Annotated in this window: 25 protein-coding genes and 1 pseudogene; 11 read left to right on the top strand and 15 right to left on the bottom strand. The window is 38.3% G+C overall.

From position 1 onward, the window contains the following. The first annotated feature begins 8 nt into the window (after window positions 1-8). From CKO50_RS20470 to CKO50_RS20460, 3 genes are all read left to right on the top strand, one after another. Window positions 9-908: a LysR family transcriptional regulator gene (locus CKO50_RS20470; protein ID WP_095729664.1), complete on the top strand. Its 900-nt coding sequence runs from the start codon at window positions 9-11 to the stop codon at window positions 906-908. An 83-nt stretch (window positions 909-991) separates the two neighbouring features. Further along, entirely contained in the window at window positions 992-1,681 is a 690-nt protein-coding gene (locus CKO50_RS20465; protein WP_095729663.1) for a pirin family protein, read from the top strand. 46 nt (window positions 1,682-1,727) lie between these two features. Beyond that, complete coding sequence (locus tag CKO50_RS20460; RefSeq protein WP_095729662.1) at window positions 1,728-2,465, top strand: sulfite exporter TauE/SafE family protein; 738 nt, start codon at window positions 1,728-1,730, stop codon at window positions 2,463-2,465. Window positions 2,466-2,527: 62 nt separating this feature from the next. Here CKO50_RS20460 and CKO50_RS20455 read toward each other — a convergent pair whose 3' ends face one another. Together CKO50_RS20455 and CKO50_RS20450 are read right to left on the bottom strand one after the other, a co-directional pair. Beyond that, window positions 2,528-2,962: a hemerythrin domain-containing protein gene (locus CKO50_RS20455; protein WP_095729661.1), complete on the bottom strand. Its 435-nt coding sequence runs from the start codon at window positions 2,960-2,962 to the stop codon at window positions 2,528-2,530. 15 nt (window positions 2,963-2,977) lie between these two features. Then, window positions 2,978-3,505, bottom strand: a complete 528-nt coding sequence (locus tag CKO50_RS20450; protein WP_095729660.1) for a hypothetical protein — start codon at window positions 3,503-3,505, stop codon at window positions 2,978-2,980. 536 nt (window positions 3,506-4,041) lie between these two features. On the opposite strand from CKO50_RS20450, the gene CKO50_RS20445 reads away from it, so the two are divergent. The 7 genes and pseudogenes from CKO50_RS20445 (at window position 4,042) to CKO50_RS20415 (ending at window position 13,400) form a co-directional block, all read left to right on the top strand. After that, on the top strand, window positions 4,042-6,225 hold the full coding sequence (locus tag CKO50_RS20445) for a M4 family metallopeptidase (RefSeq protein ID WP_095729659.1): 2,184 nt from the start codon (window positions 4,042-4,044) through the stop codon (window positions 6,223-6,225). 138 nt (window positions 6,226-6,363) lie between these two features. Further along, entirely contained in the window at window positions 6,364-8,193 is a 1,830-nt protein-coding gene (locus CKO50_RS20440) for a M28 family metallopeptidase (protein WP_095729658.1), read from the top strand. 152 nt (window positions 8,194-8,345) lie between these two features. Next, window positions 8,346-10,067 carry an ATP-binding protein gene (locus tag CKO50_RS20435; protein ID WP_095729657.1) on the top strand — a complete coding sequence of 574 codons (1,722 nt, stop codon included), beginning with the start codon at window positions 8,346-8,348 and terminating at the stop codon, window positions 10,065-10,067. Continuing rightward, a complete protein-coding gene (locus CKO50_RS20430; protein ID WP_095729656.1) occupies window positions 10,060-11,415 on the top strand; it encodes a sigma-54 dependent transcriptional regulator in 1,356 nt (451 codons plus the stop codon). The genes CKO50_RS20435 and CKO50_RS20430 overlap by 8 nt, the downstream gene beginning before the upstream one ends. A gap of 161 nt (window positions 11,416-11,576) precedes the next feature. Further along, window positions 11,577-12,527 carry a porin gene (locus CKO50_RS20425; RefSeq protein ID WP_095729655.1) on the top strand — a complete coding sequence of 317 codons (951 nt, stop codon included), beginning with the start codon at window positions 11,577-11,579 and terminating at the stop codon, window positions 12,525-12,527. A 12-nt stretch (window positions 12,528-12,539) separates the two neighbouring features. After that, window positions 12,540-12,986 (top strand): annotated as a pseudogene (locus tag CKO50_RS20420) (SLC13 family permease); the annotation flags it as partial. Between the two features lie 39 nt (window positions 12,987-13,025). After that, a complete protein-coding gene (locus CKO50_RS20415; RefSeq protein WP_095729654.1) occupies window positions 13,026-13,400 on the top strand; it encodes a GIY-YIG nuclease family protein in 375 nt (124 codons plus the stop codon). A 370-nt stretch (window positions 13,401-13,770) separates the two neighbouring features. Here the strand turns inward: CKO50_RS20415 and CKO50_RS20410 are convergent, their stop codons facing one another. From CKO50_RS20410 to CKO50_RS20400, 3 genes are read right to left on the bottom strand one after another with little or no spacing between them, the layout of a single operon-like run. Beyond that, a complete protein-coding gene (locus tag CKO50_RS20410) occupies window positions 13,771-14,142 on the bottom strand; it encodes a hypothetical protein (RefSeq protein WP_095729653.1) in 372 nt (123 codons plus the stop codon). 20 nt (window positions 14,143-14,162) lie between these two features. After that, window positions 14,163-14,423, bottom strand: coding sequence for a hypothetical protein (locus CKO50_RS20405; RefSeq protein WP_095729652.1), 261 nt, complete (start codon window positions 14,421-14,423; stop codon window positions 14,163-14,165). Next, window positions 14,413-14,790: a hypothetical protein gene (locus tag CKO50_RS20400; protein WP_095729651.1), complete on the bottom strand. Its 378-nt coding sequence runs from the start codon at window positions 14,788-14,790 to the stop codon at window positions 14,413-14,415. The genes CKO50_RS20405 and CKO50_RS20400 overlap by 11 nt, the downstream gene beginning before the upstream one ends. Window positions 14,791-15,183: 393 nt before the next feature. Between CKO50_RS20400 and CKO50_RS20395 the strand changes: the two genes are divergently transcribed. Continuing rightward, a complete protein-coding gene (locus CKO50_RS20395) occupies window positions 15,184-15,759 on the top strand; it encodes a recombinase family protein (RefSeq protein WP_095729650.1) in 576 nt (191 codons plus the stop codon). An 850-nt stretch (window positions 15,760-16,609) separates the two neighbouring features. Here the strand turns inward: CKO50_RS20395 and CKO50_RS20390 are convergent. The 10 genes from CKO50_RS20390 to CKO50_RS20345 all read right to left on the bottom strand — a co-directional run bounded on the left by CKO50_RS20390 (window position 16,610) and on the right by CKO50_RS20345 (window position 23,302). Continuing rightward, window positions 16,610-16,825 carry a hypothetical protein gene (locus CKO50_RS20390; RefSeq protein ID WP_095729649.1) on the bottom strand — a complete coding sequence of 72 codons (216 nt, stop codon included), beginning with the start codon at window positions 16,823-16,825 and terminating at the stop codon, window positions 16,610-16,612. A gap of 33 nt (window positions 16,826-16,858) precedes the next feature. After that, window positions 16,859-17,209: a hypothetical protein gene (locus CKO50_RS20385; protein WP_095729648.1), complete on the bottom strand. Its 351-nt coding sequence runs from the start codon at window positions 17,207-17,209 to the stop codon at window positions 16,859-16,861. An 815-nt stretch (window positions 17,210-18,024) separates the two neighbouring features. Then, a complete protein-coding gene (locus CKO50_RS20380; protein WP_095729647.1) occupies window positions 18,025-20,292 on the bottom strand; it encodes a hypothetical protein in 2,268 nt (755 codons plus the stop codon). Between the two features lie 106 nt (window positions 20,293-20,398). Then, complete coding sequence (locus CKO50_RS20375; protein ID WP_095729646.1) at window positions 20,399-20,563, bottom strand: DeoR family transcriptional regulator; 165 nt, start codon at window positions 20,561-20,563, stop codon at window positions 20,399-20,401. 699 nt (window positions 20,564-21,262) lie between these two features. After that, the gene (locus tag CKO50_RS20370; RefSeq protein WP_095729645.1) at window positions 21,263-21,475 is read right to left on the bottom strand and encodes a hypothetical protein; all 213 of its coding nucleotides are present in this window, start codon (window positions 21,473-21,475) and stop codon (window positions 21,263-21,265) included. 6 nt (window positions 21,476-21,481) lie between these two features. Continuing rightward, the gene (locus CKO50_RS20365) at window positions 21,482-21,745 is read right to left on the bottom strand and encodes a hypothetical protein (RefSeq protein ID WP_095729644.1); all 264 of its coding nucleotides are present in this window, start codon (window positions 21,743-21,745) and stop codon (window positions 21,482-21,484) included. Then, entirely contained in the window at window positions 21,742-22,359 is a 618-nt protein-coding gene (locus CKO50_RS20360; RefSeq protein ID WP_095729643.1) for an HNH endonuclease, read from the bottom strand. The genes CKO50_RS20365 and CKO50_RS20360 overlap by 4 nt, the downstream gene beginning before the upstream one ends. Before the next feature lie 17 nt (window positions 22,360-22,376). After that, complete coding sequence (locus CKO50_RS20355; protein ID WP_095729642.1) at window positions 22,377-22,631, bottom strand: hypothetical protein; 255 nt, start codon at window positions 22,629-22,631, stop codon at window positions 22,377-22,379. Beyond that, on the bottom strand, window positions 22,632-22,793 hold the full coding sequence (locus CKO50_RS24120; protein WP_176474719.1) for a hypothetical protein: 162 nt from the start codon (window positions 22,791-22,793) through the stop codon (window positions 22,632-22,634). A 146-nt stretch (window positions 22,794-22,939) separates the two neighbouring features. Then, complete coding sequence (locus tag CKO50_RS20345) at window positions 22,940-23,302, bottom strand: hypothetical protein (protein ID WP_095729640.1); 363 nt, start codon at window positions 23,300-23,302, stop codon at window positions 22,940-22,942.

Genomic DNA, 23,302 nt, shown 5'->3' with positions numbered 1-23,302 from the left:
AAATCAGTATGTTGAGAGTGACACTAGAGCAATGGCGGATGTTTAGAGCCGTTGTTGAATATGGTGGTTTTAATCAAGCTGCCAAAGAAGTGCATAAAAGCCAGTCAAGTATCCACACTGCGGTCCATAAAATTGAGGAAGGCCTTGGTGTTAAGCTTTTTAGAGTCGAAGGGCGAAGAACCCTGTTAACCGAAGCGGGTGAAATGATGCTGCGCCGTGCCAATTATCTCTTGGAAGAAGCGGCAAAAGTGGAAGCGGTAGGGCAGACGCTGGGCGAGGGAGTTGAGAGTCAATTGCGCATTGCGGTCGATGAAATTTTCCCACAGCAGGTACTCTATAAGGTGCTAGAAAATACATCTGCACAATACCCTTTATTGCGTGTCGAGTTGGTCGAATCAGTATTAACAGGCGCATCAGAACTTTTACAAAATACCGACGTAGATATCGCCATTTCTCCAGTTACTTTACAAGATGGGTTCAGTGAAGAGTTGTGCCAAATCGAGTTTGTTGCAGTGGCAAATCCCAATCACGCATTACATCAATTTGGTCGTACGCTTACATTCGAAGACTTAAAATCCCATCGTCAAATCGTAGTGAGAGATTCTGCAATCTCGCGTAAAAAAGATGAAGGATGGTTGGGGGCGCATCAACGTTGGACGGTGAGCCATATGACAACCTCGATAGATATGATAGCGCAAGGCTTAGGATTTGCTTGGTTACCTATTCCGGCTATTAAAACGCAACTAGACTCTGGCGTCTTGAAACCACTACCACTTTCGCAACATAGTCAGCGTAAAGCACAGCTTCATCTTATTTTTAAAGATGGTGACAGGCTTGGGCCCGCCGCGCGCGCTTTTATTGGTGAGTTAAGATATCAGTGCATGCAGTTGGAAGATTCTGTTGAATAGAATGATTGATGTTAAATTATCAAATTTTATTCGTTTCAAACAGGCAATAGACTAAGGTCATCAACATGCGTTTGGAGCGAAACATGCGATATATTCGAAAAGCACAAGATAGAGGTAAAGCAGATTTTGGTTGGTTGCAAAGCCAACATAGTTTCTCATTTGGTCGATATTATGATCCCGCCCACATGGGATTTGGTAATCTTAGGGTGATCAATGATGACACAGTACTTGGTGGTCATGGCTTTGATACTCATGGTCACCGAGATATGGAAATTATTTCCTATGTCATTGACGGTGAATTAGCACATCAAGATAGTATGGGTAATCAGTTTACTGTGGCGGCAGGTGAAGTTCAGAGAATGAGCGCCGGTAGTGGCATTCTTCATTCAGAATATAATGCTTCAAAGACAGCGCCTGCCCATTTTTTACAAATTTGGATAGAGCCAAAGCTTAAAGGCATAACGCCGAGTTATGAACAAATTCAAATTAAACAAAGTAGTGCACTTACGCCGATTGTTACGCCTACAGGCGCACAGGGCACTCTGAGTATCAATGCAGAAGCTGAAATACACCGCTTGCAGCTACATCAAGGTCAACAGATTGAGCTGAATGCGCACGCGCAAAAAGCCTATTTGCACATTGTTGGCGGCGAAGCGACGCTTGATGGTGAGGCATTTCAGCAAGGCGATGGCATCGGCCTGAATGCCGGTGACAACATGCAGGTTACTGCAGTAACAGATGTTGAAGCGCTGTGGTTTTTATTACTTAACTAAGCAAATTGGTATTAAATTCAGCGCCTAAAATTAAAGGAATTGAAGAATGACAGAACCAATTCAACTTGCAGTAATTGCCCTTGTCGTTCTGCTAAGTGGTATTTCAAAGTCTGGCTTTGCAGGCGCGTTAGGGGCGTTTTCTGTTCCAATTTTGATGATGGTGTTGAATCCAAGAGACGCCATTGCGTTGATGCTTCCGCTACTTATCGTCGCGGATGTTTTTAGCCTGAAGAGCTATTGGCGCTTATGGAATGTGTCAGAATTAAAGCAGTTATTGCCAGGTACACTAGTCGGGATAGCCTTAGCAACGCTTTTTCTTCAAGGCGTCAGTGAGTTTTGGCTAACGGTTGTGATTGCAGCGATGAGCATAATATTTGCGCTTAAAAGCTTACTGATTAAAAATACACCTGAAAGTGTTGGGCACTTAAGGTTACTGGCCGCTAGCACCTCTACCGCAGCTGGTATCTCCACCACCTTAATTCATGCTGGCGGCCCACCACTCATGGTGTATTTTAACGCTCGAAAATTGGAGCCTACGGCTTATATCGCGACGGTTGCGGTACTATTTGCACTGATGAATGTGATTAAGCTGGCGACCTTCTCCGCAACTGGGTTGTTACAGTGGCAACATGTGCTGCTTGCTATCTGTTTTACACCTTTAGCGTTGCTCGGTAATAGACTCGGTGTACACCTAGCGAAACGCTTACCTAAAAAGCAATTTTTGCTGGTGATGAATGGACTACTGCTCATGCTTGGGCTGGTATTAATTGGTAAATTGTTGTGACTGTGTAGGCTTACCAACATGCAGCAAAGTAAATGCCCACAACATGTTGTGGGCATAGAAAACTATAACTGCTCTTCCATCTCTTTTTGATACTCATCTGCAAGTTGCGACTTTTCACTTTTATCAAGTACTTTACCCGCTCGCTGGAAAAACGCTTGCTCTTCGTCAGCCAAGTGATGCTCAACTTTGTCTTTGAGGTTTTTCAATTTAGTTAGCCAACTAGGATCGGAAAACTCCGTATTATCCAGTGCCTCAATTAACTCATCAATCTCATGATGCTCGGCGATACCGTGGCGAGAGTCTTCGATCGTCATGTCGCTTTCCATTAACGGGGCGTAAAAGTATCTTTCTTCTGCGATGGCATGTGCCTCTAACGCGTCTTTCAACTCTTTATAGTACTTTTCGCGGACCTTTGAATCACCAGACGTTTCTGCCAACATTTTCAATAGGGCGCGTTGATGATCATGATCTTGCTTTATTGCATTAAAAATTTCCATGTAGATTACCTCTTTCTAGCTTAAAATGTCTGCTTTGGTGCTGTTTTTAAAAAACGACATGAGTTTGCTGCGATGCGCCTCATTATTCGTTTTAATGATAAGCAGCCACTTGCCCTCTGCGATTTTATTCATCACCGCTTGGTTAAACGCATCTTTGTCCGGACGCAAAGAAATAAGGCCTGAAGCAAATAGCCCTAAAAATAAGCCGGGGCTTAATAAAGCGATAAACGTTAAATAAGGATTAGCTTGAGTGAAAGCCGGTCCATAACTTACCAATAGCCCTGCGATGAGAAAGCCTAATATCACCCCCATGCTGCCAAGGTACAAATGCCAATTAAGCATGTTTTTGGCAAGACGACTTTCGCTTTTAGGCTCAAGTTTTTTGTCGGCATCTTTGTCATACGGATTAACCAGCTCTAGATGCTCATGTTGAACAAGGTGACTGTTTAACAAATCATTTTGCAATTTTTCTGCGGCTGCTTTCCCTGTTAGAACGGCCCCAACTCTATGATCTGCGTAGGATAAAATTTCAAAAGTATCCATTACTCCTCCTAATTTCGTTGCAGCTCGTAATTATTCAAACTGCAAGTGTTATACCGGAACAGTAATGTTTCTAATGTATTGAATTTTATAAATAATTTTAGACTCCAGATGTTATGGGGTGAACAAATGAAGCACAAGCCAGAAAGAATTACCGAGTAGTTACTACATGTTTTGATACAACATAATGATTATAAAGTTAGTTTAGGGAAGAAACTGGCATATTTACTCATATTGTATCAAAAAATTTACAAATGTATGTTTTGTTACTTAATTCAAGATATTAAGTTTGGGTCTATTTTTTAAACAAATACATGAAAGCATTGCATAAATATTTAAAGTAAATTAAATATTATTAAAATGTTAACCTTGGGGTTTATTTATTTGAATTGCTGCCTAGTCTAATAAGGCGTGGCGAGTGCTAATGGGCTTGCCATGTCTTCTGCAGTTGAAGGAGAAAACAGTCACATTTCATCTAATGCTTTTTGTTAAGCAATGATGAAAAGGACAATAAAACAACAATACTAGGAGTGTAATTCGTGAAATTATCTACAGTAACTATGGCTACGGCGTGTGCGATTGCGTTTACTTCGCTCAGTGCTCAAGCTGCAACAAAACAATACTTAAACCAGCAAGCTGACATGAATACTATGCTTAAATCAGCTTCTCAAACTGTGTTGAGTACACAACCAGAAGTGCTGATTGGTTTGGAAAGCGCAAGCCAACTACAGGAGCTTAAAAGCTTCAATAGTAAAAAAGGTGAAGTAACTAAGCGTTTTCAACAAATGTACCAAGGATTACCAGTGATTGGCGATTCGGTCATTTTAACGTTTGACGATGCCGGTGCGCTTAAAAAGGCTCACGGTGCAGCGGTTTATAACATCGCGGCTGACATCGGTTCGGTAAAACCCAAGCTAAATGCCAAAATGGCATTGAATCAGTTTGAAAAGCAATCGCTTAGTGCAGGCAAAAAGCTTAAAAAACATAACGAAAAGTCTCGCCTTGCGATTTGGCTTGATGGCAATTCAACGGCACGTTTAGTCTATGAAATCACTTTTGTTACTTATGGTGATGAGCCTAAACGGCCATATTTGATCATTGATGCAAACACAGGCGAAGTGTTAGAAAGTTTCAACAACTTGCAGCATGCAAATGCGACAGGTCCTGGTGGTAACCAAAAGACCGGTCGTTACCAGTATGGTACTGATTATGGTCATCTAGACGTAGCGCAGTCGGGCAATACTTGTACCATGACGAATGCGAACGTTAAGACAATTAACTTAAATCACGGTAGCAGCGGTTCGACTGCACATAGCTTTACATGCCCAGAAAACACAGTTAAAGAAATTAACGGTGCGTATTCACCGCTTAACGACGCGCATTATTTTGGTAATGTTGTGTTTAATATGTACAACGATTGGCTAGGTACAGCACCTTTGTCTTTCCAATTGCAAATGCGTGTGCACTACAGCAGCAATTATGAAAATGCGTTCTGGGATGGCAGCGCGATGACATTTGGTGATGGTGCAAATACATTCTATCCGTTGGTAAGTCTTGATGTATCTGCTCACGAGGTAAGTCATGGTTTCACTGAGCAAAACTCAGGTTTGGTATACCGCTATAAATCAGGTGGTTTGAACGAAGCATTTTCTGATATGGCAGGTGAAGCCGCCGAATTCTTTATGAAAGGCAGCAATGACTGGTTAGTTGGCCAAGACATCTTCAAAGGCAGTGGCGCATTACGTTATATGAATGATCCAACGCAAGATGGTCGCTCAATCGACCATCAGTCTAACTATACGTCTAGCATGGACGTTCACCACACTTCAGGGGTGTTCAACAAAGCCTTCTACAATCTGGCAACTACAGCGGGTTGGGATACGAAAAAAGCCTTTATCGTAATGGCAAAAGCTAACCAAATGTATTGGACTGCAAATACTGACTGGGACTTAGCTGGTAATGGCGTGATGGATGCGGCATGTGACCTAGGTTATGAACCAGGTGACGTACAAGCTGCATTAGCTGCGGTTGGCGTTAACTCTAATTTAAGCACCGGTAGTAGCTGTGATACTAACCCTCCACCTCCTCCAGGTGGCGACGAAGAGTTAACGAACGGTCAGCCTCGTACTGGGATAAGTGGCGCGGCAAAAGAGCAACTTTTTTTTACTCTTGATGTGCCAGCTGATGCGACTAGTCTAAACTTTACGACTTCTGGCGGTAGCGGTGATGCGGATCTTTATGTGAAGCACGGTTCTCGTCCGACGTTAAACTCTTCCGATTGTAAAAGTACAACCTCTACAAGCAACGAAAGCTGCGACATTAGTAACATCCAAGCTGGTAAGTACTACGTGATGGTCGAAGCGTGGGATCAGATCTCAGGGGTAACTTTGACTGGTACTTACAGCTCAACGGGTGGAACTCAACCAATTGACCGCACAGAGTCAAATGTCAGTGTTGCATCTGGCGGTTGGACGCGCTTCACACAAGACTTAAATGCCAGCTACAGCAACCTTGAAGTGAGCATTTCAGGTGGTTCAGGTGATGCGGATCTATACGTAAACTTTGGTTCTCAATCAACAACGTCTAGCTATCAGTGTCGCCCTTATAAAAACGGTAACAACGAGACTTGTACGATTGCAAACCCACAACAAGGTACTTGGTATATTGATTTACGTGGCTACAGCGCAGCAAGCGGTGTAACACTGAATATCAAAGCGAACTAAGTAACAGTTTATAGGGAGCGCAAGCTCCCTTCTTATTAGGCCCCAAAAAAAATCATAAATTTACCTCATTTGAATAATCCTTTTATTTTGCTCAGCGCTTAAATCATGTTGTTATTCAAATGGGTTGAGGATACAACAATGAAATTAACTACACCTATGCTACTGAGCATTGCCTGTTTGAGTAGCTTTTCTGAAGCGTCTGAAGAGGTTTGGGTGACGATGGATGCGAAGTCTAGTCAGCATTTCCAAGTCCATAATTCTATTCGCGGTATTCACTTCGAGCAGTTTTCTTTACCAAACAGTGAAGTCAAAGCGTTAAAAGTACCCGCAAACTTACATGCACACCTGAGTGCATTTATGCACGACGAATATCACCGCTGTGGTGGCTTTGTCGCCCATGACTCCTTAGAGCAGGCGAAAAACTACCTTACACAGTTAGAAAGTATAAATCCAAGTGCGACACTGGTTAACTACAGCATAGATAATCCTACACGGGTTAACAGCTTAATCTCAAAAGTCAGTACAGTGAACTTAGACAGCAGTGTCAATTCGCTAACTAGTTTTTATAACCGCTATTATACCTCGCAAACAGGCATTGATGCCGCTGCATGGGTCAAGCAAACGTGGAGTGATATTGCAGCAAGTCGCTCAGATATTAGTGTTGAATATTTTAGCCATTCTTGGGCTCAATCTTCAGTGATTGTCACCATTCCAGGTAGTGAGCTGAGTGATGAAATTGTTATTATCGGTGGACACCTTGATTCAATTAACCAATCTAATTCAAGTGGGCTTGCGCCGGGTGCGGATGATAATGCCTCTGGGATAGCTGTGCTTACCGAAGCGCTAAGCGCTATTGTTGAAGATGGTTATCAGCCTCAGCGGACAATCCAAATCATGGGCTTTGCGGCAGAGGAAGTTGGGCTTCGAGGTTCTAAAGCTATCGCACAGTCGTACAGCTCTCAGGGAAAAAACGTAGTCGGTATGACACAATTTGATATGACTGGCCGCAATGGCAGTAGTGCAGATATTGTGATGATGACAGACTATACAAACAGTGCACAGAATCAGTTCTTAGGCCAATTAATTGAAACTTATTTGCCAAACCTAAGCTATGCCTATGACCAATGCGGTTATGGCTGCTCAGACCATGCATCTTGGTATCAGCAAGGGTTCCCAGCTTCTATGCCATTTGAATCAAGAATGTCTGAGATCAATAGAAAAATTCATACCACCAACGATACCGAATTTGATTCAACACATGCACAAAAATTTGCAAAACTCGCGCTGGCATTTGTTGCTGAGCTTGGTAAAAATGCGGGAGATACACCTCCGCCACCGCCAAGCAATGAGCTTGAAAATGGCGTGGCTAAAACGGACATTTCTGGCGCTTCTAAAAGCCAGCAGTTTTTCACCATGGAAGTACCACAAGGTGCAACTAATTTAAGTTTTACCACCTCAGGTGGCACTGGTGACGCCGATCTCTACGTTCGCTATGGCTCCAAACCTACTTTGGATACTCATGACTGCAAAAGCACTAACTCGTCTAGTAACGAGCAATGCAATATTTCCGCTGTGCAAACTGGCACGTATTACGTGATGGTAGAGGCATGGAATGCGATTTCGGGAGTCAGTTTGGTAGGGCAATACGATACCTCAAGTGGCAATACGCCTATTGATGAAACTATCAATAATATTTCTGTCGCCAGCGGACAGTGGCAGTATTTTAGTCAAGCACTAACCGCGGGATACCAAACCCTGACAATTACGATGTCGGGAGGCACGGGAGATGCGGATCTTTATGTGAATTTTGGCACGCAACCAAATACCAGCACGTACCAATGTCGGCCGTACAAAAATGGCAATAATGAGGTATGTACAATCTCCAATCCTCAGACTGGCACTTGGCATATCGGCCTGCAAGGCTACCAAGCAGCGAGCAATGTAACGCTAAGTATTAGTGCGAATTAATACGCCAACTAATACGCGTTTAAAATTAAGACTGGGGATATAACCTTGCTTATCTCCGGTCTTGGCACTTAGTGATACATTGATTTAGAGAGATTTGATTTAATTGATATTCTGCTTCTGATAGACTCAATGAGTTCAATTAGGAGTTGCGTGTGTCACATAAGTTCTCAGTTAAGATATTAATTTATCTTTTATTATTATTTTGTGGGCTGTGGACAAGCTATTGGTTCAATGTGGCACAGGATGAGGAAAAGGTCCTTGGTCAGACTAAAACCAACCTAGAAAAGCTCAATAGTTATATCCAGACTGAATTTACTCGTTATCAAGCTATCCAAACGCAATTGAGCCTAAGCAATTTGGTGCAATCAGGCTTACAGCAAGCAACCGCTATTAACTCCAATGAACTGGACAGATACCTTCAGGACATTCAAATATCCAGTGGTGCGTCAGACGTTTACCTGCTAGACCTCAGTGGAACAGTGATTGCGAGCAGCAACTGGTATTTGCCGCATAGTTATAAAGGCAGCAATTTTGCCTTTCGCCCCTATTTTTACGAAACCATCGAGGGCAATGAGCATGTATCTTTTGCGCTCGGTTTACGTTCCAAAACCCGTGGTTTCTATTTTGCTAAATCTGTCTACAAAGATGGATCGCTTGTGGGCGTGGTGGTGATGAAGGTTAACGCCAGTAAATTTGAATCTGATAAAGCCCAGCTTGATACGGGAACTGATAGTCATTTCTTAATCGTGGACGGCAATAGTATTGTGCTGGCATCTGATGTTGAGCAGTGGCGTTTAGCCTCGTTAGGGGAACTGCCTCCCACAAAGCGTAAAGAAATTGAATCCTCAAGACAGTTTGAAAACGAATCTCTGTTTCCGATTGATTGGCGCGTGCTTTCACCAACCAGAGTGAAAACGTCATCTCATGGCAGCGACGCGCTGATGCAAAAGAGGCCGCTTAACAACCAATACACACTTTATTTGCTACATGAAGTTGCGCCTATTAAAGCGGCACAGTGGCCGCGGCTTGGGGTAACCGCACTGGTATTGATTTTACTCTTTGTTGTTGTTGAGTATACGTTGAGTAAATTGACAGGATACAGACAACTGCTTTTCAGCCAGCGGAGTCTCGAGGCTGAGGTTGCCAGCCGCAAGCAAGCGCTCGAGCAGGCGCAAGATGCACTGATTCGCGCTGCCAAGTTGGCAACCATAGGGCAGCTCAGCGCCAGCATTAACCATGAAATCAATCAACCGCTTAGTGCCATGAGTGCGTATGTTGCCAGCGCCAAACGGTTGGCTCAAAAGGGAGAAGTGAGCAAAGTAGTCGAAAACATGGTCCTGATCCAATCTTTGATCACTCGAGTGCATAAAATTGTAGCGCAGCTAAAATCATTTAGTCAGCATCATGATAATAAGATGCTGGTGGCCAACCTTAAGCACTCAGTAGATAACGCCTTAGTTATAGTTGGGCCTGAACTCAAACGCTACGGTGTAGCAATTCAAAGTGAGGGGCTTGCGTGCAACATCTGGGTTGACCCATTTAAGTTTGAACAAGTCCTAGTGAATATTATTAGCAATGCGTGCCAAGCCATTGTTGAGCAAGATAATAAATGTATTTATATTCGCGCTGTGGAGCATGAGGGCAAGATCCAGCTGTCTATTATTGACTCGGGCGAAGGAATAAAGCAGCACGCTTTATCCAACATATTTGAACCGTTTTACACCACTAAGTCAGGTAATGGCTTGGGCTTAGGGTTATCCATTTCAAAACAGATTATTGAATCGTTTCATGGCAAACTCAGTGCCCATAACCATCCGCAAGGTGGTGCTGAGTTTTTAATTAGTTTACACACAAAGAATCCGCAACATGACTGAAGAGAAAACCCTGTTAATCATCGATGATGAACAAAGTATACGAGATGCACTAAAGCAACTATTTGAAATAGAAGGGTACTCTGTGCAGTGTTTTTCCAGTGCAGCGCCTGCATTAAAAAAGCTTTCTCGTCAGTTTAGCGGTGTTGTACTTTGTGACATCAATATGCCTGAGATCAATGGCATTCAATTTTTAGAGCAGGTAATGCAGTTTGATTCTGAGTTACCTGTGGTATTTCTAACCGGCTTTGCGGATGTTGAAGTGGCGGTAAAAGCCATCCAAAAAGGGGCTTACGACTTTTTTGAAAAACCTGTGTCAGAGCCGCTACTTGACTGTATAGAAAGGGCGCTTGATAAACGCCGGTTGGTGATGGAAAACCGAGAGCTAAAAGCGCAAGTTAAGAAAAAGTCTGCGCCGGGCGTGCGGATCTTAGGTGAGACAAAACAAATGCAGCAAATGCTGCATTTGCTTGATGCTGTGATTGATACCCCAGCTGACGTATTGATTGAAGGTGAAACCGGTACAGGAAAGGAATTGGTGGCGCGATACTTACATGACCATAGCGAGCGCTCAAACCATAACTTTGTCGCTATCAATTGCGGTGCAATTCCAGAAGAACTGATTGAAAGTGAATTATTTGGTGCCAAAAGTGGTGCATTTACGGGTGCTAAAGAGTCTCGCGAGGGTAAATTTTCTTTTGCTCAAGGCGGTACGGTTTTTTTGGATGAAATCGAAGCCATGTCTGCGGCTTTACAAGTGAAGCTCCTGCGCGTTTTAGAAGAGCGAAGTGTGACGCCAGTTGGTAGCAACACTGCGATAGCGCTGGACATTAGAGTGGTTGCGGCGACGAAAGTGGATTTACAAACCTTAGTCGCGCAAGGTAAATTCCGCTCTGATTTATTTTATCGTCTTAACCTCGTCAAAGTAATGATCCCATCACTTCGTTCCAGAAAAGCTGATATTCCGCTGCTATATAAACACTTTAGCTCCATTGCCGCCACTCGCTTTCATAAACCTATGCAGCCTGTTAGCCCTGAATTAGAGGCGCAGCTACTGGCACAAGATTGGCCTGGGAACGTGCGAGAGCTGAGAAACCACGCCGAGCGCCATATTTTACTCGGTGGTGCGATGACTACGAGTAACATGCAAAGCAATTTGTCTGACGAAACGTTGAGTTTGGCTGAGAAGGTGAGCTACTACGAACAATCGTTAATTGAAGAAGCGCTGGCACAAAGCCAAGGCAGCATAAAAGATGCGATGAATTTGCTAAAAGTGCCGAGAAAAACCTTGTACGACAAGATGAGTAAGTATGGTTTAAATCGCACTATGTTCACCAATGATGATGGGTGAGTTTAGTGACACATTATAGATTTAAATGTGTGGAAATCCGCACACTTTAGCTGCCATTAACCTTTGATTTTGATTTATCCATCTGATTTATATTAAAAAATAAACTCTGGTCTCAGAATTGCGTTGTCTTTAGCGACAATAATCAAAAAATGAGACAAGTCATGACAGCAAGTAAATCTTTAGTGGCGGTGGCAGTTGCCAGTGCAACGTTATCAGCCTCTGCGCTAGCCGCAGACTACAGCATTTATGGTAAAGCAGAAGTTCAAATTGCCAACACAGACAAAGGGGTGATGCGCTATACCAAAGAGGGCACACAAATTGACGCGCCATTTTCAAGAATTGGTGTGAAAGGCACTCACGGCTTATCAAGCGATCTAAAACTCGTCTACAAATATGAAGTACAAGTTAAAGGTTTTGAACACGACAATACCACCGAGCCATTTTCAGCAAGGAACACCTATGTTGGCCTTGAAGGGAAATTTGGTACCGTTTTAGTGGGCAGAAACGACACGCGTTTTAAGTTCAGTGAAGGTAAAATCGACCAATTTAACGAAACCCAAAGTGATATTGCTCAAGTGTTGGCAGGCCAAGACAGAGTTGGTGATTCTATTACCTATACTTCACCTAAATGGAATGACTTTTCTTTTTCTCTGACCTACACACCTAAAGATGACGCAAGCAACGATGAAGCCGGGTTTGCTGCAACCGCAATTTATGGTGACCGAGCATTAAAAAGTAAAGATTACTATGTTGCCCTAAGTCACACCGACAGTATTGGTAATTTGGTTGCTACGCGTATCGCGGTGGCTTACAAGTGGCAAAAGCTACAACTCGGTGCCATCCTCCAAGACAGTGAAAATCTAGCGAAAGACAAATCGGGAAATGGTTATGTGCTAAGTGCAAGTTACCAACTCGACAATAATTGGCGTCCGAAGCTACAGTTTGCCAAAGACTCAAGCGGATTACGTCACAGCGAAGATGCAACTCAGTGGACGCTAGGTACAGACTATATTTTTGATAAACAAACTAACTTATATGTGTTGGCAACGCAGCTCGACCTTGAAACTCAAGACGATACTAGCATCGCAGTTGGCTTAAAATACAAGTTTTAAAGGCTCAAGATAATGACAGAAGAGAATAAAAAAACGGTAAAAACGCAGCTGTTTCTGTGGCTTGGTCCCTTGGTTATGTTAGTGATCTGTACGGTTGAGCCTCCCTCAGGCATGTCGGTTGAGGCATGGAGAACCGCAGGCTTAGCATTTTGGCTAGGCTCTTGGTGGATAACTGAAGCAGTACCTATTCCAGCGGCCTCTTTATTACCCTTGGTTATTTCGCCTTTGGTCGGCATTGCTTCTATTAAAGCGGTCGCAGCACCCTTTGCGCACCCTTTGATTTATCTATTCCTAGGTGGTTTTTTGCTCTCGATTGCCATGGAAAAGTGGGGCCTACATAAGCGCATCGCACTGAGTACCATGTTGTTTGCCGGCACTAAACCGAGCATACAGATTTTAGCGATGATGGGCGTAACCGCATTTTTGTCTATGTGGATGTCAAACACGGCAACGGCTGTAGAGTGCATAGACACACCACATTAATTGTAAGGGGATTGTGTGGAATCATCCTATAAACGGTTGGAAAATATCGGGAATAGTTGTTCTAAAGGGGTTGACTTTTATATTATCATTCCTGTAACAAACCGCGATGTTAAAACACGTATGCGCGAACACGAAAAGGGTAGTTCATTTAAGCATGTTTTGATTGATGAATATAAGACTTGCGGGAAGATTATTCTTGAGGTTGAGAAAGAGGCTAAAAGACGATTCGGGAACTATTCAGTTAATTTTAGTAAGGATCTCTTACCTCACGGCCACACTGAAACCTATGGGAAAGATTGTTCTATGTTCTTGTTATTCATACATTTTGAATTATTCAGAATAGCTGATGAACGGGGTGTAAAAGTTGAGCATGTTAAATATAATACTTAAGGTAAAGGACGGTTCTGAGAATATGACTAGTAAACTCAGAGACCGTCCCCCCCCATGCCTTAATATTTATATTGAATATACATCGTGCGCGACATTTATATATGTAATATTAAGGTAATATTCTGTAAATATACTTTTACAGTTACTTACATTTACTCGCATTCATTAACATTCAACAATAGTTAATTGACAGTTGCTTTATGATTGCGTATAAGTCATTGATTTATAGACAAAAAAAATCACCATCATTATGATAGTGATTTTTGATAAGGAAAAATATATGCGTTAACATACTAAAAAGGATATTCAGGATATGTGAATACTGAGCGACTTTTCGCCATTTTAGCAAAAAGTCTAAAAAACGTGTGTGTTAAGGTTGTTTATCCTCAATGTATTTTGTCAATCTATAAATCATAGTAGGGGATAGTGCCTTGTGTTCCTGCATCATAGTGAGGTATGGCTTAGGATGGTAAACCTTTAAACTTAACATTGTGTGCATACGGAATAATAATTCGGGCTTAGTAGCCAATACTACAATAAATTGGATGAGGATAGAGTGATCATCTATGCCAAGTTCACAATTATCAAAAATTGTACTCTTGCCTTTTGTTAAATCTATATCAAGTGTTCGGCATAGTGACAAAATGGTTAGTACCACTGATCGATCCAGTTCCTTAATGTTCTTACTATTAAGGATTAATTTTAAAGCTTCTCTTTGTTGTAATTCGGTTGTTGTTTGCATGGGTTTTTACCGTTAATTTATTATTGTTCTTCTTCTTTTGAAAAATGTGGATGAATAATCGCTCTCAAGATTGAGATTTGCTTTTGCAGCAATTTTTCAGTATCGCTTGACTTTTTAGTATTAAGGACTAGCTTTTCTAAACGATTCAGCTCACGTTCGCCACGAACAAAGTCACTGTAAGCAAGTCTGTCTCTACGTGTGAGGGATTCTTGTAAACTATTGATAATAGAATTTGTTTCCATTTTTACACCTTTCTTTTTATTGTTATTTTCAGCAATCATAGATCTGTCTGAACTCTAGCGGCTGGTATTCAACTTCTGCCTTACGCTCTGGCACACCATGAAAACTAGTATTCTCATGTGACTCTAAACGCTGACGCATAAGAAACTTTTGTTCATTATTCTTAGCATCTAACACAAGGTTATATACATAATCTTCAATGTGCTGAATAGGGTCGATAATGTTCATGTAACGTTGTAGTAAGTCGATTTCATCTTCTTTTAGAACCACTACTCGATCATTAATAAACTCTAGAAAATCATTGAATTGATCGCCCTTAGTTTTATCTTCATCTTGGGTCAGCTTGTTAAAAGCATCGTTAGCCTTATCGGTCAATCTCACTGTATATTTGTGTATTCTCTTCGCCATAATTTACAACCTTTACTTTTTATAATATTTATGATTGTAAAATGTCGCGGATTTTGTTAAAAGCGCGACAACATTAAATGATAATTATTGTTAAATAAGAACGGTTATCATCCTGCCAGCCTTCTGTTACATTGTAACACTATCCGTTATTATAGATTGATATTGAGTTATAGTTCATTATTATTGATGATAGTAAATTCCACTTTCACTTCACAGTTTAATTTCTTTGTCAACCCTACTTAAAAAATATTTTGGTCTCTATGGGGTATACTTTAGAGACTTTTCACAGTGTTGATAAAACTGTCTCTAAAGAGTCTATTTAGGGTTGATCTATAGTTTATAGATGATAGTATACATACATCTAAGATGTTAAATAGACTGTAAGGATAAATTATGAACGATTCACAAGGTTTAATTTTCGGGTATGCCAGAGTTAGTACTGTTGATCAAAATCTAGACACTCAGATCGATAAACTAAAGCAAGCAGGTTGTCAGCGTATTTTTAGTGAAAAGGTTAGTGGTAAAGATACCAATAGACCAGAGTTGCAAAAGATGCTAGGACAGTTGCGCGATGGTGACACATTAATAGTGACCAAAATTGATAGAATCGCCAGAAACTTGAAAGACCTTTTGATACTTGTCGATGAACTATCAGTGCAAGGTGTAAATTTTAAAGCAACTGATCAAGATGTAGATACGTCTTCATCTAATGGAAAAATGTTTCTCACAATGCTTGGTGTGTTCGCTGAGTTTGAAAGAAACTTAATAAGGGAACGTCAGAGAGAGGGTATTGCAAACGCAAAAGCAAAAGGTAAATACACTGGTCGCAAACCTGTAGATCTAGATTTAAAACAAAAGGTTATTGAACTATACAGCAAAGGTGTAAAACCTAAAGCTATCATTGATGAAACTGGTTTAGGTAGGTCTACAGTATTCAAAATCATTAAAGAGGGTTCAAATAATGAATGATATTATTGTCCCTTTAACAGGTATTTTGTGGATCGGTTCTTTGTTGGTTATGAATAATAAATCTTATCTTGCCTATAAGGTTTTGAATAATAATTTACATTTTAGGATGGTTAATAAATGAGCAGTGGCGATTATGTATCATCTTATAGAGTGGGGATGAGCATAGGGGATACTTTTACTATGTTAGGCGTTAGGTATGTTCTATATCGCATCGATTATGAAACAAACTTAGTTTACTACAGACCTGAATAGTAATTTACTGTTCCTACAATATCCCTACATACAGAAAAACCCATGATTAAGACCGTGTGAATTAATCATGGGTTTCTGCTTTATGGCATAGTTAAAATTAATTAATCAAAAGATTAACTAGCCATTTTTCAACCATTCATAAAACTATCTCAAAATAATCCAGATATTAAATTGAGTTCAGAAGTATAGTTTTATGAACAGTTCTTATCATGCTCACTACCATCTGGGATAGCCTCAAAGAGAGCATGAAGTATTAAGCTTTAAAGCTTTGAATCAGTACAGGAATATTTATGTAGATTAAAATCAACAGGTTTTTATGTAGATTAAAATCGACAGTTAAAAAAATAGAATTCGGATTGTTGCGCATAGTAGGGAGATGGTGGCTTGATGATTCAGTTACGATTCAGCAAGCCATAAAAAGACTGCGCAATCTTTGTTTTTTGGTATTGAAAACTTGCTAATTTAGTATTGACGTAAACCGCATTAACAAGATGCTTAATATTAACGGATCATTCGCCGCGATGCAACTACTTTATACAAAAAATGGTGAATTAATTTAATCCACCATTCATTGACTATTTTTTATACTGTTTAATTATTAATCAGGTTGTAGATTTTGAACATAGTCGCGAATTAATTCGAGATCTGTTAGTGACAGTTCTGTATTTTGGTAGTCCTCGTTTAGGGACATTAAAAACTCATTTTCAGAAAATAACTCACCGTTTATAATGGCGTTGATACCATCTAGGAAGCTTGATTTAGCTTCGTCAAAGTTATCAAAACTGTTGAAGTATAATACAATATTTTCATTCATGATTCATTAATCCTTATCAACTATTCTGTAATTTTATGATTTTTTATAAGACACTTCAAAAGAGAATGGATCGATGTAAATATTTTTATGTTTTTCTTCAAGGTCGTATAAGTCAAAATACATTATATTATTAATGTGCTTACACATTTCTTTTAAATCATCCCTGCTTAACAATCCTTTTTCGAATTCTCTGTTAATTCTGTTAATAATGAATTGTTGTTCAGTTTCGGAGGAATATACAAAATCTTGTTTGTTAATAATATTTTCAATAGCTTCTGAAAAATCATTTTGCATTGTTTGTAAATCATCTAACTGACCATTAAGAACCAAAAATAGTTCAGGGTATAATTTTAATTCCATTTTCAATTCATCATCGTTGCTCATGCTAATTCTCTATCGATTAAATATACTCGGATTTTACATCAAAATTCCTTCAATATCAATCACCTTTCTGAACAATGTCTTAAGGTCTAGGCACAGTTGATTCATGATCGTTTCATGGCTGTAACTCATTGCTGTTGATTAATACATCAACGCAAGGAATGATTAATTATAGTTGTCTAGATAAGTCAATAAAATAATGTATCAATAGCGAATTTCTATTAATAGATCTGTTAATGTCTAAACAACTAGACAAGAAAAATAAATTGTATACGAGCTTGCCGCGCAAGCGCTGTTGTTGAACGTAGTGAAACTAGATAATGTATTAATAGCGAATATTATTAATACATCTGTATAATCTAGTGCTGCGCACAACTGCGAGCTAAAGCTCTCGTAGATAACTAATTTTCATTCCTTATGTTGTAGTAAAAAGTTAATAATATTGAATGTTCTACATCTTAATGTATAAAAAAGTATTTGTTTGCAATGGCCTTTAGGTCTTGCACCTCGTAAGAGGTTAGATACTACATCTTATTGAATATCATTGATTATCTAGTTTCACTACGTTCAACAACAGCGCTACTACGTAGCTTGTAAATAACTACTTTTGTTAATCTATTCAGTATAAAGATCTAAATTGATTAATATTATTGTCTATAAGTTCCCCTCTGTAAAAATGACACTTTTTTTCATCGATTGAGCTTTTTTACTGAACCGTGTAAAAAAAGTGTCATTTTCAATTTTCCCTAGATTTTTTCATCGATTGAGCTTTCCTTACTGAACCGTCTAAAAAATCTAGGGAAAGTTCCTTCTAACTATCAGCTAAAAGGAACAGCACAAGGACTAGAATATTGAGTTTCTTTACAGCCAAGGTCAAACGTTGTTCTCATAGATTTAAGATCATCATTGATATTCGAATACATCTTATCCTGAGTCTTGCCGAACTCTACAGCACTAGTATGTGTAGATTCAGTTTTATTATTTTTCATACGTTCCTTGAACTTTTCAATAGAGCTTAGAGCCATAGTTCTTTTATCTTGTTCAACAACATCATTCACTTTTTCTTTCGCTTCTGGCTGAACAGTAGCTACCTCGTCAGTAACTTTTGATTCAACATCATTATTAATATTCATAACTAATTCTATTATTTTTTCATTTTTAAGATCTTTACATTGATTAATAAACTCAACTATCCCAACTTTTTCAACCGCCTTTTTAACCTCAGTTGATTTAAGTTTGTTTCTCACTTTTCTAGCAATTTTAGTAACTTGTTTCTTAAGCTCTTTTGCATCTTCTTTACTTTCAACTTTAAGCTTCCCAAAGTATTCAATAGCAGTGTAGATACCATGTTCATCGATCATACTTTGAACATTATCCGCACCGTGAACACCTTTAAGGTAATTTACACGAAAACGTTGCTTTTCATCTTCGTAAACTTTCTTTTTGTTATCAAAGAACTTTTCGTTAATAACCTCAATGTTACTCAATAGTTCATCAACGTGCGGCTGTAGTTCAGGGTAGCTTTTAGTATAGCGAATGAACGCTTGTTTAGCTGTTTCATTGTCAGGAAAAATCAATACAACTGGCTTAACTTGAGTCGTTCTTAATGCACCACGGCCAATGTTCTGAACCAAGGCGCTTATAGTCACCTGATCGTGTAGTTCCTCTTTAGTGACCTTGTGTATACCCTGCATAAGGCTGCATCTAAAGTTATCAATTTTATTCACACCATACATTAACGATACGTCACAGTGCATAAGGCTGTTAATACCACGTGTTATAGTGCCTGTTCTATTAATATTCATCTTGGCAGTATCAAACGCATTGTTAGCAACACGCTCGTTAGCGCTAACGTGACAGTCTGTATAACCCTGCTCAACTAGGTTATTAAGATAGTCAACAATAGGCGTGTAACCGTTCGCATAATCGCTAGTAGCGTTACTGATCTTAAATGTATTGTCACCAGCGATACTTGCAATTTTGATCATAGGTTTACCATCTTCACCATACAGAAACTTTTTACCGAACTTTTCAGAATCATACTGCATCATAGTGTAGTCACTTTTAACACCTTGTTTAGTCCATTCACGCACTGCTGTATTATCATTCTGAACGTTCTCAGACAGCGCATAAACGTTCACAAAATTGTCTAAAACATTTTTAGAAAAACTGCTTGCAAGATCAAAAGTATAACGGCCGTTGTCCAGACGTATTCTGAAAACGTGGTCATTATTTTTTTCATGATCGATAACGTTAGCAACCATGCAGATCAGCTTTACTAATTCTGTGCTAGTCTTGTTCTCTGTCTCAATCATCTTAAGACATTGTTCAAACTGATCAGCTTTACCATTAATTTTTAATAGCTCGTCTTTCTCTGTAGTTTCAATCAACGTTGTTTTAAAACATGCCTTGATGATCTCTTTTTCGTTCGCCGTATACTTTTTGAATGGTGTAGTAAAATCTAGGGATGTTGTATCATCGTCCAGCACCAATACGTCACGCTCGTTATCCATTCCTGAAAAGTCGATCAAGCGTGCGGCAACGTTAGTAACAAAGATACATGAACCGTTGTTAGATTCGTGTTTAAGCTCGCTGTATACGTTGTTGAACATGTTATCAACTGTACCGCTATTATCCGCATCTTTAGAGCTAACCATACGCACACGGTTTAATAGTGAATTAAGTTTGTTCACTTTTTCTTCATCGTGTGCAAAGGCTTTGATAGCACCATTGATGTAGTTTAATAGTTCCTCTGAACGTTCGACCTGTGCATCAATTGAGTGAACCCCGAATACTACAGAGCCACCAGCAAGCATAGTTTTAACAGCCTTTTTAAGCATGGCTGTAGATTTACCTACACCGACACCACCATCAATTAATTTTAATTTATTTTCATTTAACTGTTGACAACCATTTTTTACTACTGTAGAATCATCATAAATATTAATAGAACTGTTATTAATGTTCAGAGTATTGTTTGGGAAAGGTTGAACTGTGGTGGCTTCAACCTTTTTTTGTGCCTGTAATTCAAGCTCGCCTTGTTCGTTAACTGTCCAAAAGTCTGTATTGTTTGCTAAAATAATCATTCTGTTTACCGTTTATTCTTATTGTTCCTCCCATTCAGGAAAGTTTATTTAATGTTTACCCCCAGTCGGGGAATGTTACTTTTACTATTCTTTACTATCCGAATTTTTATTTTAATGTTTCAAGTTTATTTAAGTTTCTTCTAATAGTGGAATGACTCACGCCATAATGTCTTGATAACTCGGTCACACCGTATCTACCAGACTCCCATTTTTGTTTTAGTTCCATAAGCATACTTAAATCTTTAAAAATGTGTGTGTATTGTTTATTCATTTATATTTACCTTTTTTGACCCTTAAGCGGTCTACGTTAATTTAAAAAAAAGCACTTTTCTGTGCTATACTTAATTATTTATGCATAAAAAAGTGAAAATAACATAATTTATCCCTTAGCATTGGTTAATTTTCATACTAAAAAGTGGTCATTTTTCACTGTTTTACCCTACTATTTATGAAAATTGGATTTTCAATTTTTTGACTCTCTGTAAAGCGCTGTATTGAACGCTGTTTCATAATCAATACATTGTCATTAATTTTACCTAAAAGTGCCTTAGAATGCGTTTAAAGTGGGTTATATTCAATTCACTTACAAAATATCGGCAATATTCAATCAATTTTCACTCAAAAACAGCCATTTTTGATTTTTTAGTTGCAAATTTTATGAAAAAAAGTACTGTTCAAAAATTAAACAGCTTTTGCGAATGTTGAATAGATTATGCAATAATGAATGGATAATAAACGAATAGTGCATAAATCTTTCTGTGGAATAGTGGGATGGTGCAGGGATGATAGATATTAAGGTATAAATTAAAAAAAAAGTCCTCATTTTACATCAAAATAGCTCAACGAATTTTCCCTCGTTGGGCTATTTTTTTGTGCTAAATAATATGGATAAATCTTTACTCGAAAAGTTTATCATCGTTTTGTGAACGGTTAGCTGTGACGATAGCTAACCGTTTTTTATGCTGCCTTATCAACCTATTAAATGAGTATTATCAACTCTTGGCTGAGGGTGAATCAACTTTAAAATATTCTTTGTTAAATCATGCGCGGAAGTTGAATTATTGACCTCAAAATCAAGGCACTTGTAGTTATAATCGTTAAATCCATAATGTTGAAAAATTGAATTTACAGTGATTGCCTTGTCTGAACTATTAATTAATGCGTTATAAATTAATTCTTTCATTTTTCTTTACCTTTTCATCTTAATGCTTTCTGATTTATTTTTTATAATAGACCATAGTTGACTATATTCGTCATAATCAACAAAAGTGCCTGTTAATTCAGAAAATAATTCAATAATTTTGATTAAATCTTTATATGCGATTCTTTTTCTACCAAACTTATCAATAAAATGATTCATTATAGCTTGCTTTAATGTTTTTTTATCTTTTCTTTCAACAGCTATATTAAAATCATCAATAAACAATTCTTTACTTTTCTCATCTATTTTCATTTAATATAATCCTCTAAAGGATCTTTATCCTCGCGTGTATTATACTCTCCAGAATAGTCAAAATTTACAGCCTCTTTTTTTATGATTTTTAGCCATTTATTGAAATCGTCTTTTTCCTCAAGCTCTTTTAATATTAATTTTAAATGATTTTCCTCTCTTTCGAATCTTTCTTTGGTGTTTTCAGAATACGTAGCTAGCCTTAAATGGTTAGGATTTGAGCATAATGGGTTACTACAAGCAAAGTGATCAACAGTTAATCCTTTAAGGTCTTTACTTGGATAGCGAATTTTATACGCGACTCTGTGGTTAGATAACCAATTTTGTTTAATATTATACTTAACTCTAAAACGAGTTTTAATAATGGTTCGTTGATATTTTAAATACGATTTAACATCTTTAGGTATTATACAACAGCCATGCTTCTCAATAATATATTCAGGGATATTGGATTTATTATCAACATCTTCATAAACAGTGCTGTTAAAATAATCAATAAAATCGCGATCTGTAGCTAATTTTGAACGGATGTTATTCGGGGTAGTATCTCTTTTAGGCTTTTTTGTAAGGGGTTTATTATCATCATATTTAACAGTTTTCTTATTATTTTTATTCATTTAAACCCCGTTTTTTATTATTGTTTTGTTTCTTTATAGATAAGATCTGCTAAAGTTTCTGACAATGTATAATAATCAATTTTAGAATAATCATTATCAAAACATTTTAATACATTATCTAAAGTAAAGTTAAAATCACCACCAGCTATAACGGACTTGATTAAATTATTAATATCCTCATCTGTGTAATCATCGTCTTGAGTATAAAAAGATGTTAATTTATTCTGGCAGTATAAAAGAAGACCGCGCTTATATTTTTCATTATTCATCATTTATTCACCTTTGCTTTTAATATCATCGCGAACTTTTTGTAACTTTTGACTCAACATTTTCATAAATTCGGTGTGGTCGTTGTATTCATTTTCATGCAATTTTGCCTTGTGCATCAAATGTTTATATAACTGTTCCGTATAATTTTTTGGACTATTATTCATTATTCTTTACCTTAACTTTTAAGATTTTCTCGAACTGTCTTTTATTCTCGTTGAATCGTTTCAAAATGTCTTGCAGCATGATTATTGTGCGTTCAAGCTTTGGTATACGCTCATTGATAATCTTAAGTTCTTCTTCTATTAATTGTCTATAAACGGAATTTGTAGATCTTTTCTCCTGATTTTTCATTTTCTTCAATACCTATTTTTTTATTTTCTGGTAGAAGTGATTTAGATTCTTTAGCCTTTTCAGCATCGTGATCATAATCTTTCTTCTTATTTTTTTGTTTCTCTTCAATACGCTGTTTAATAATCCTATTATATTCATACTTTAATTGTTTAAGATTATCCTCAGAATATTCACCGTCTTTTTTAAAACTATCAATTAATAAATCAAAATCTTTTTGTAAAATTCTCTTTTTATGGTCTACACACTTTTGTGCTACTCGTCTGAATACTTCGATAGTGCGTTGTTTAAATTTTTCATTTAATCCGTTATTTAAGTTTTTCAT

The organism is Pseudoalteromonas sp. HM-SA03 (assembly GCF_002289345.1).
In the GTDB taxonomy this organism is placed as follows: domain Bacteria; phylum Pseudomonadota; class Gammaproteobacteria; order Enterobacterales; family Alteromonadaceae; genus Pseudoalteromonas.
This window is presented reverse-complemented; position numbering and strand designations above follow the sequence as displayed.

Coding starts and splice junctions, on each gene's coding strand:
- CKO50_RS20360 (WP_095729643.1), bottom strand. CDS start 22,359: ATGAATAAAAATAATAAGAAAACTGTTAAATATGATGATAATAAACCC.
- CKO50_RS20365 (WP_095729644.1), bottom strand. CDS start 21,745: ATGAAAATAGATGAGAAAAGTAAAGAATTGTTTATTGATGATTTTAAT.
- CKO50_RS20430 (WP_095729656.1), top strand. CDS start 10,060: ATGACTGAAGAGAAAACCCTGTTAATCATCGATGATGAACAAAGTATA.
- CKO50_RS20455 (WP_095729661.1), bottom strand. CDS start 2,962: ATGGAAATTTTTAATGCAATAAAGCAAGATCATGATCATCAACGCGCC.
- CKO50_RS20390 (WP_095729649.1), bottom strand. CDS start 16,825: ATGAATGAAAATATTGTATTATACTTCAACAGTTTTGATAACTTTGAC.
- CKO50_RS20440 (WP_095729658.1), top strand. CDS start 6,364: ATGAAATTAACTACACCTATGCTACTGAGCATTGCCTGTTTGAGTAGC.
- CKO50_RS20355 (WP_095729642.1), bottom strand. CDS start 22,631: ATGATGAATAATGAAAAATATAAGCGCGGTCTTCTTTTATACTGCCAG.
- CKO50_RS20450 (WP_095729660.1), bottom strand. CDS start 3,505: ATGGATACTTTTGAAATTTTATCCTACGCAGATCATAGAGTTGGGGCC.
- CKO50_RS20470 (WP_095729664.1), top strand. CDS start 9: ATGTTGAGAGTGACACTAGAGCAATGGCGGATGTTTAGAGCCGTTGTT.
- CKO50_RS20400 (WP_095729651.1), bottom strand. CDS start 14,790: ATGGCGAAGAGAATACACAAATATACAGTGAGATTGACCGATAAGGCT.
- CKO50_RS20460 (WP_095729662.1), top strand. CDS start 1,728: ATGACAGAACCAATTCAACTTGCAGTAATTGCCCTTGTCGTTCTGCTA.
- CKO50_RS20380 (WP_095729647.1), bottom strand. CDS start 20,292: ATGATTATTTTAGCAAACAATACAGACTTTTGGACAGTTAACGAACAA.
- CKO50_RS20465 (WP_095729663.1), top strand. CDS start 992: ATGCGATATATTCGAAAAGCACAAGATAGAGGTAAAGCAGATTTTGGT.
- CKO50_RS20425 (WP_095729655.1), top strand. CDS start 11,577: ATGACAGCAAGTAAATCTTTAGTGGCGGTGGCAGTTGCCAGTGCAACG.
- CKO50_RS20345 (WP_095729640.1), bottom strand. CDS start 23,302: ATGAAAAACTTAAATAACGGATTAAATGAAAAATTTAAACAACGCACT.
- CKO50_RS20375 (WP_095729646.1), bottom strand. CDS start 20,563: ATGAATAAACAATACACACACATTTTTAAAGATTTAAGTATGCTTATG.
- CKO50_RS20370 (WP_095729645.1), bottom strand. CDS start 21,475: ATGAAAGAATTAATTTATAACGCATTAATTAATAGTTCAGACAAGGCA.
- CKO50_RS20405 (WP_095729652.1), bottom strand. CDS start 14,423: ATGATTGCTGAAAATAACAATAAAAAGAAAGGTGTAAAAATGGAAACA.
- CKO50_RS20395 (WP_095729650.1), top strand. CDS start 15,184: ATGAACGATTCACAAGGTTTAATTTTCGGGTATGCCAGAGTTAGTACT.
- CKO50_RS20385 (WP_095729648.1), bottom strand. CDS start 17,209: ATGAGCAACGATGATGAATTGAAAATGGAATTAAAATTATACCCTGAA.
- CKO50_RS20410 (WP_095729653.1), bottom strand. CDS start 14,142: ATGCAAACAACAACCGAATTACAACAAAGAGAAGCTTTAAAATTAATC.
- CKO50_RS24120 (WP_176474719.1), bottom strand. CDS start 22,793: ATGAATAATAGTCCAAAAAATTATACGGAACAGTTATATAAACATTTG.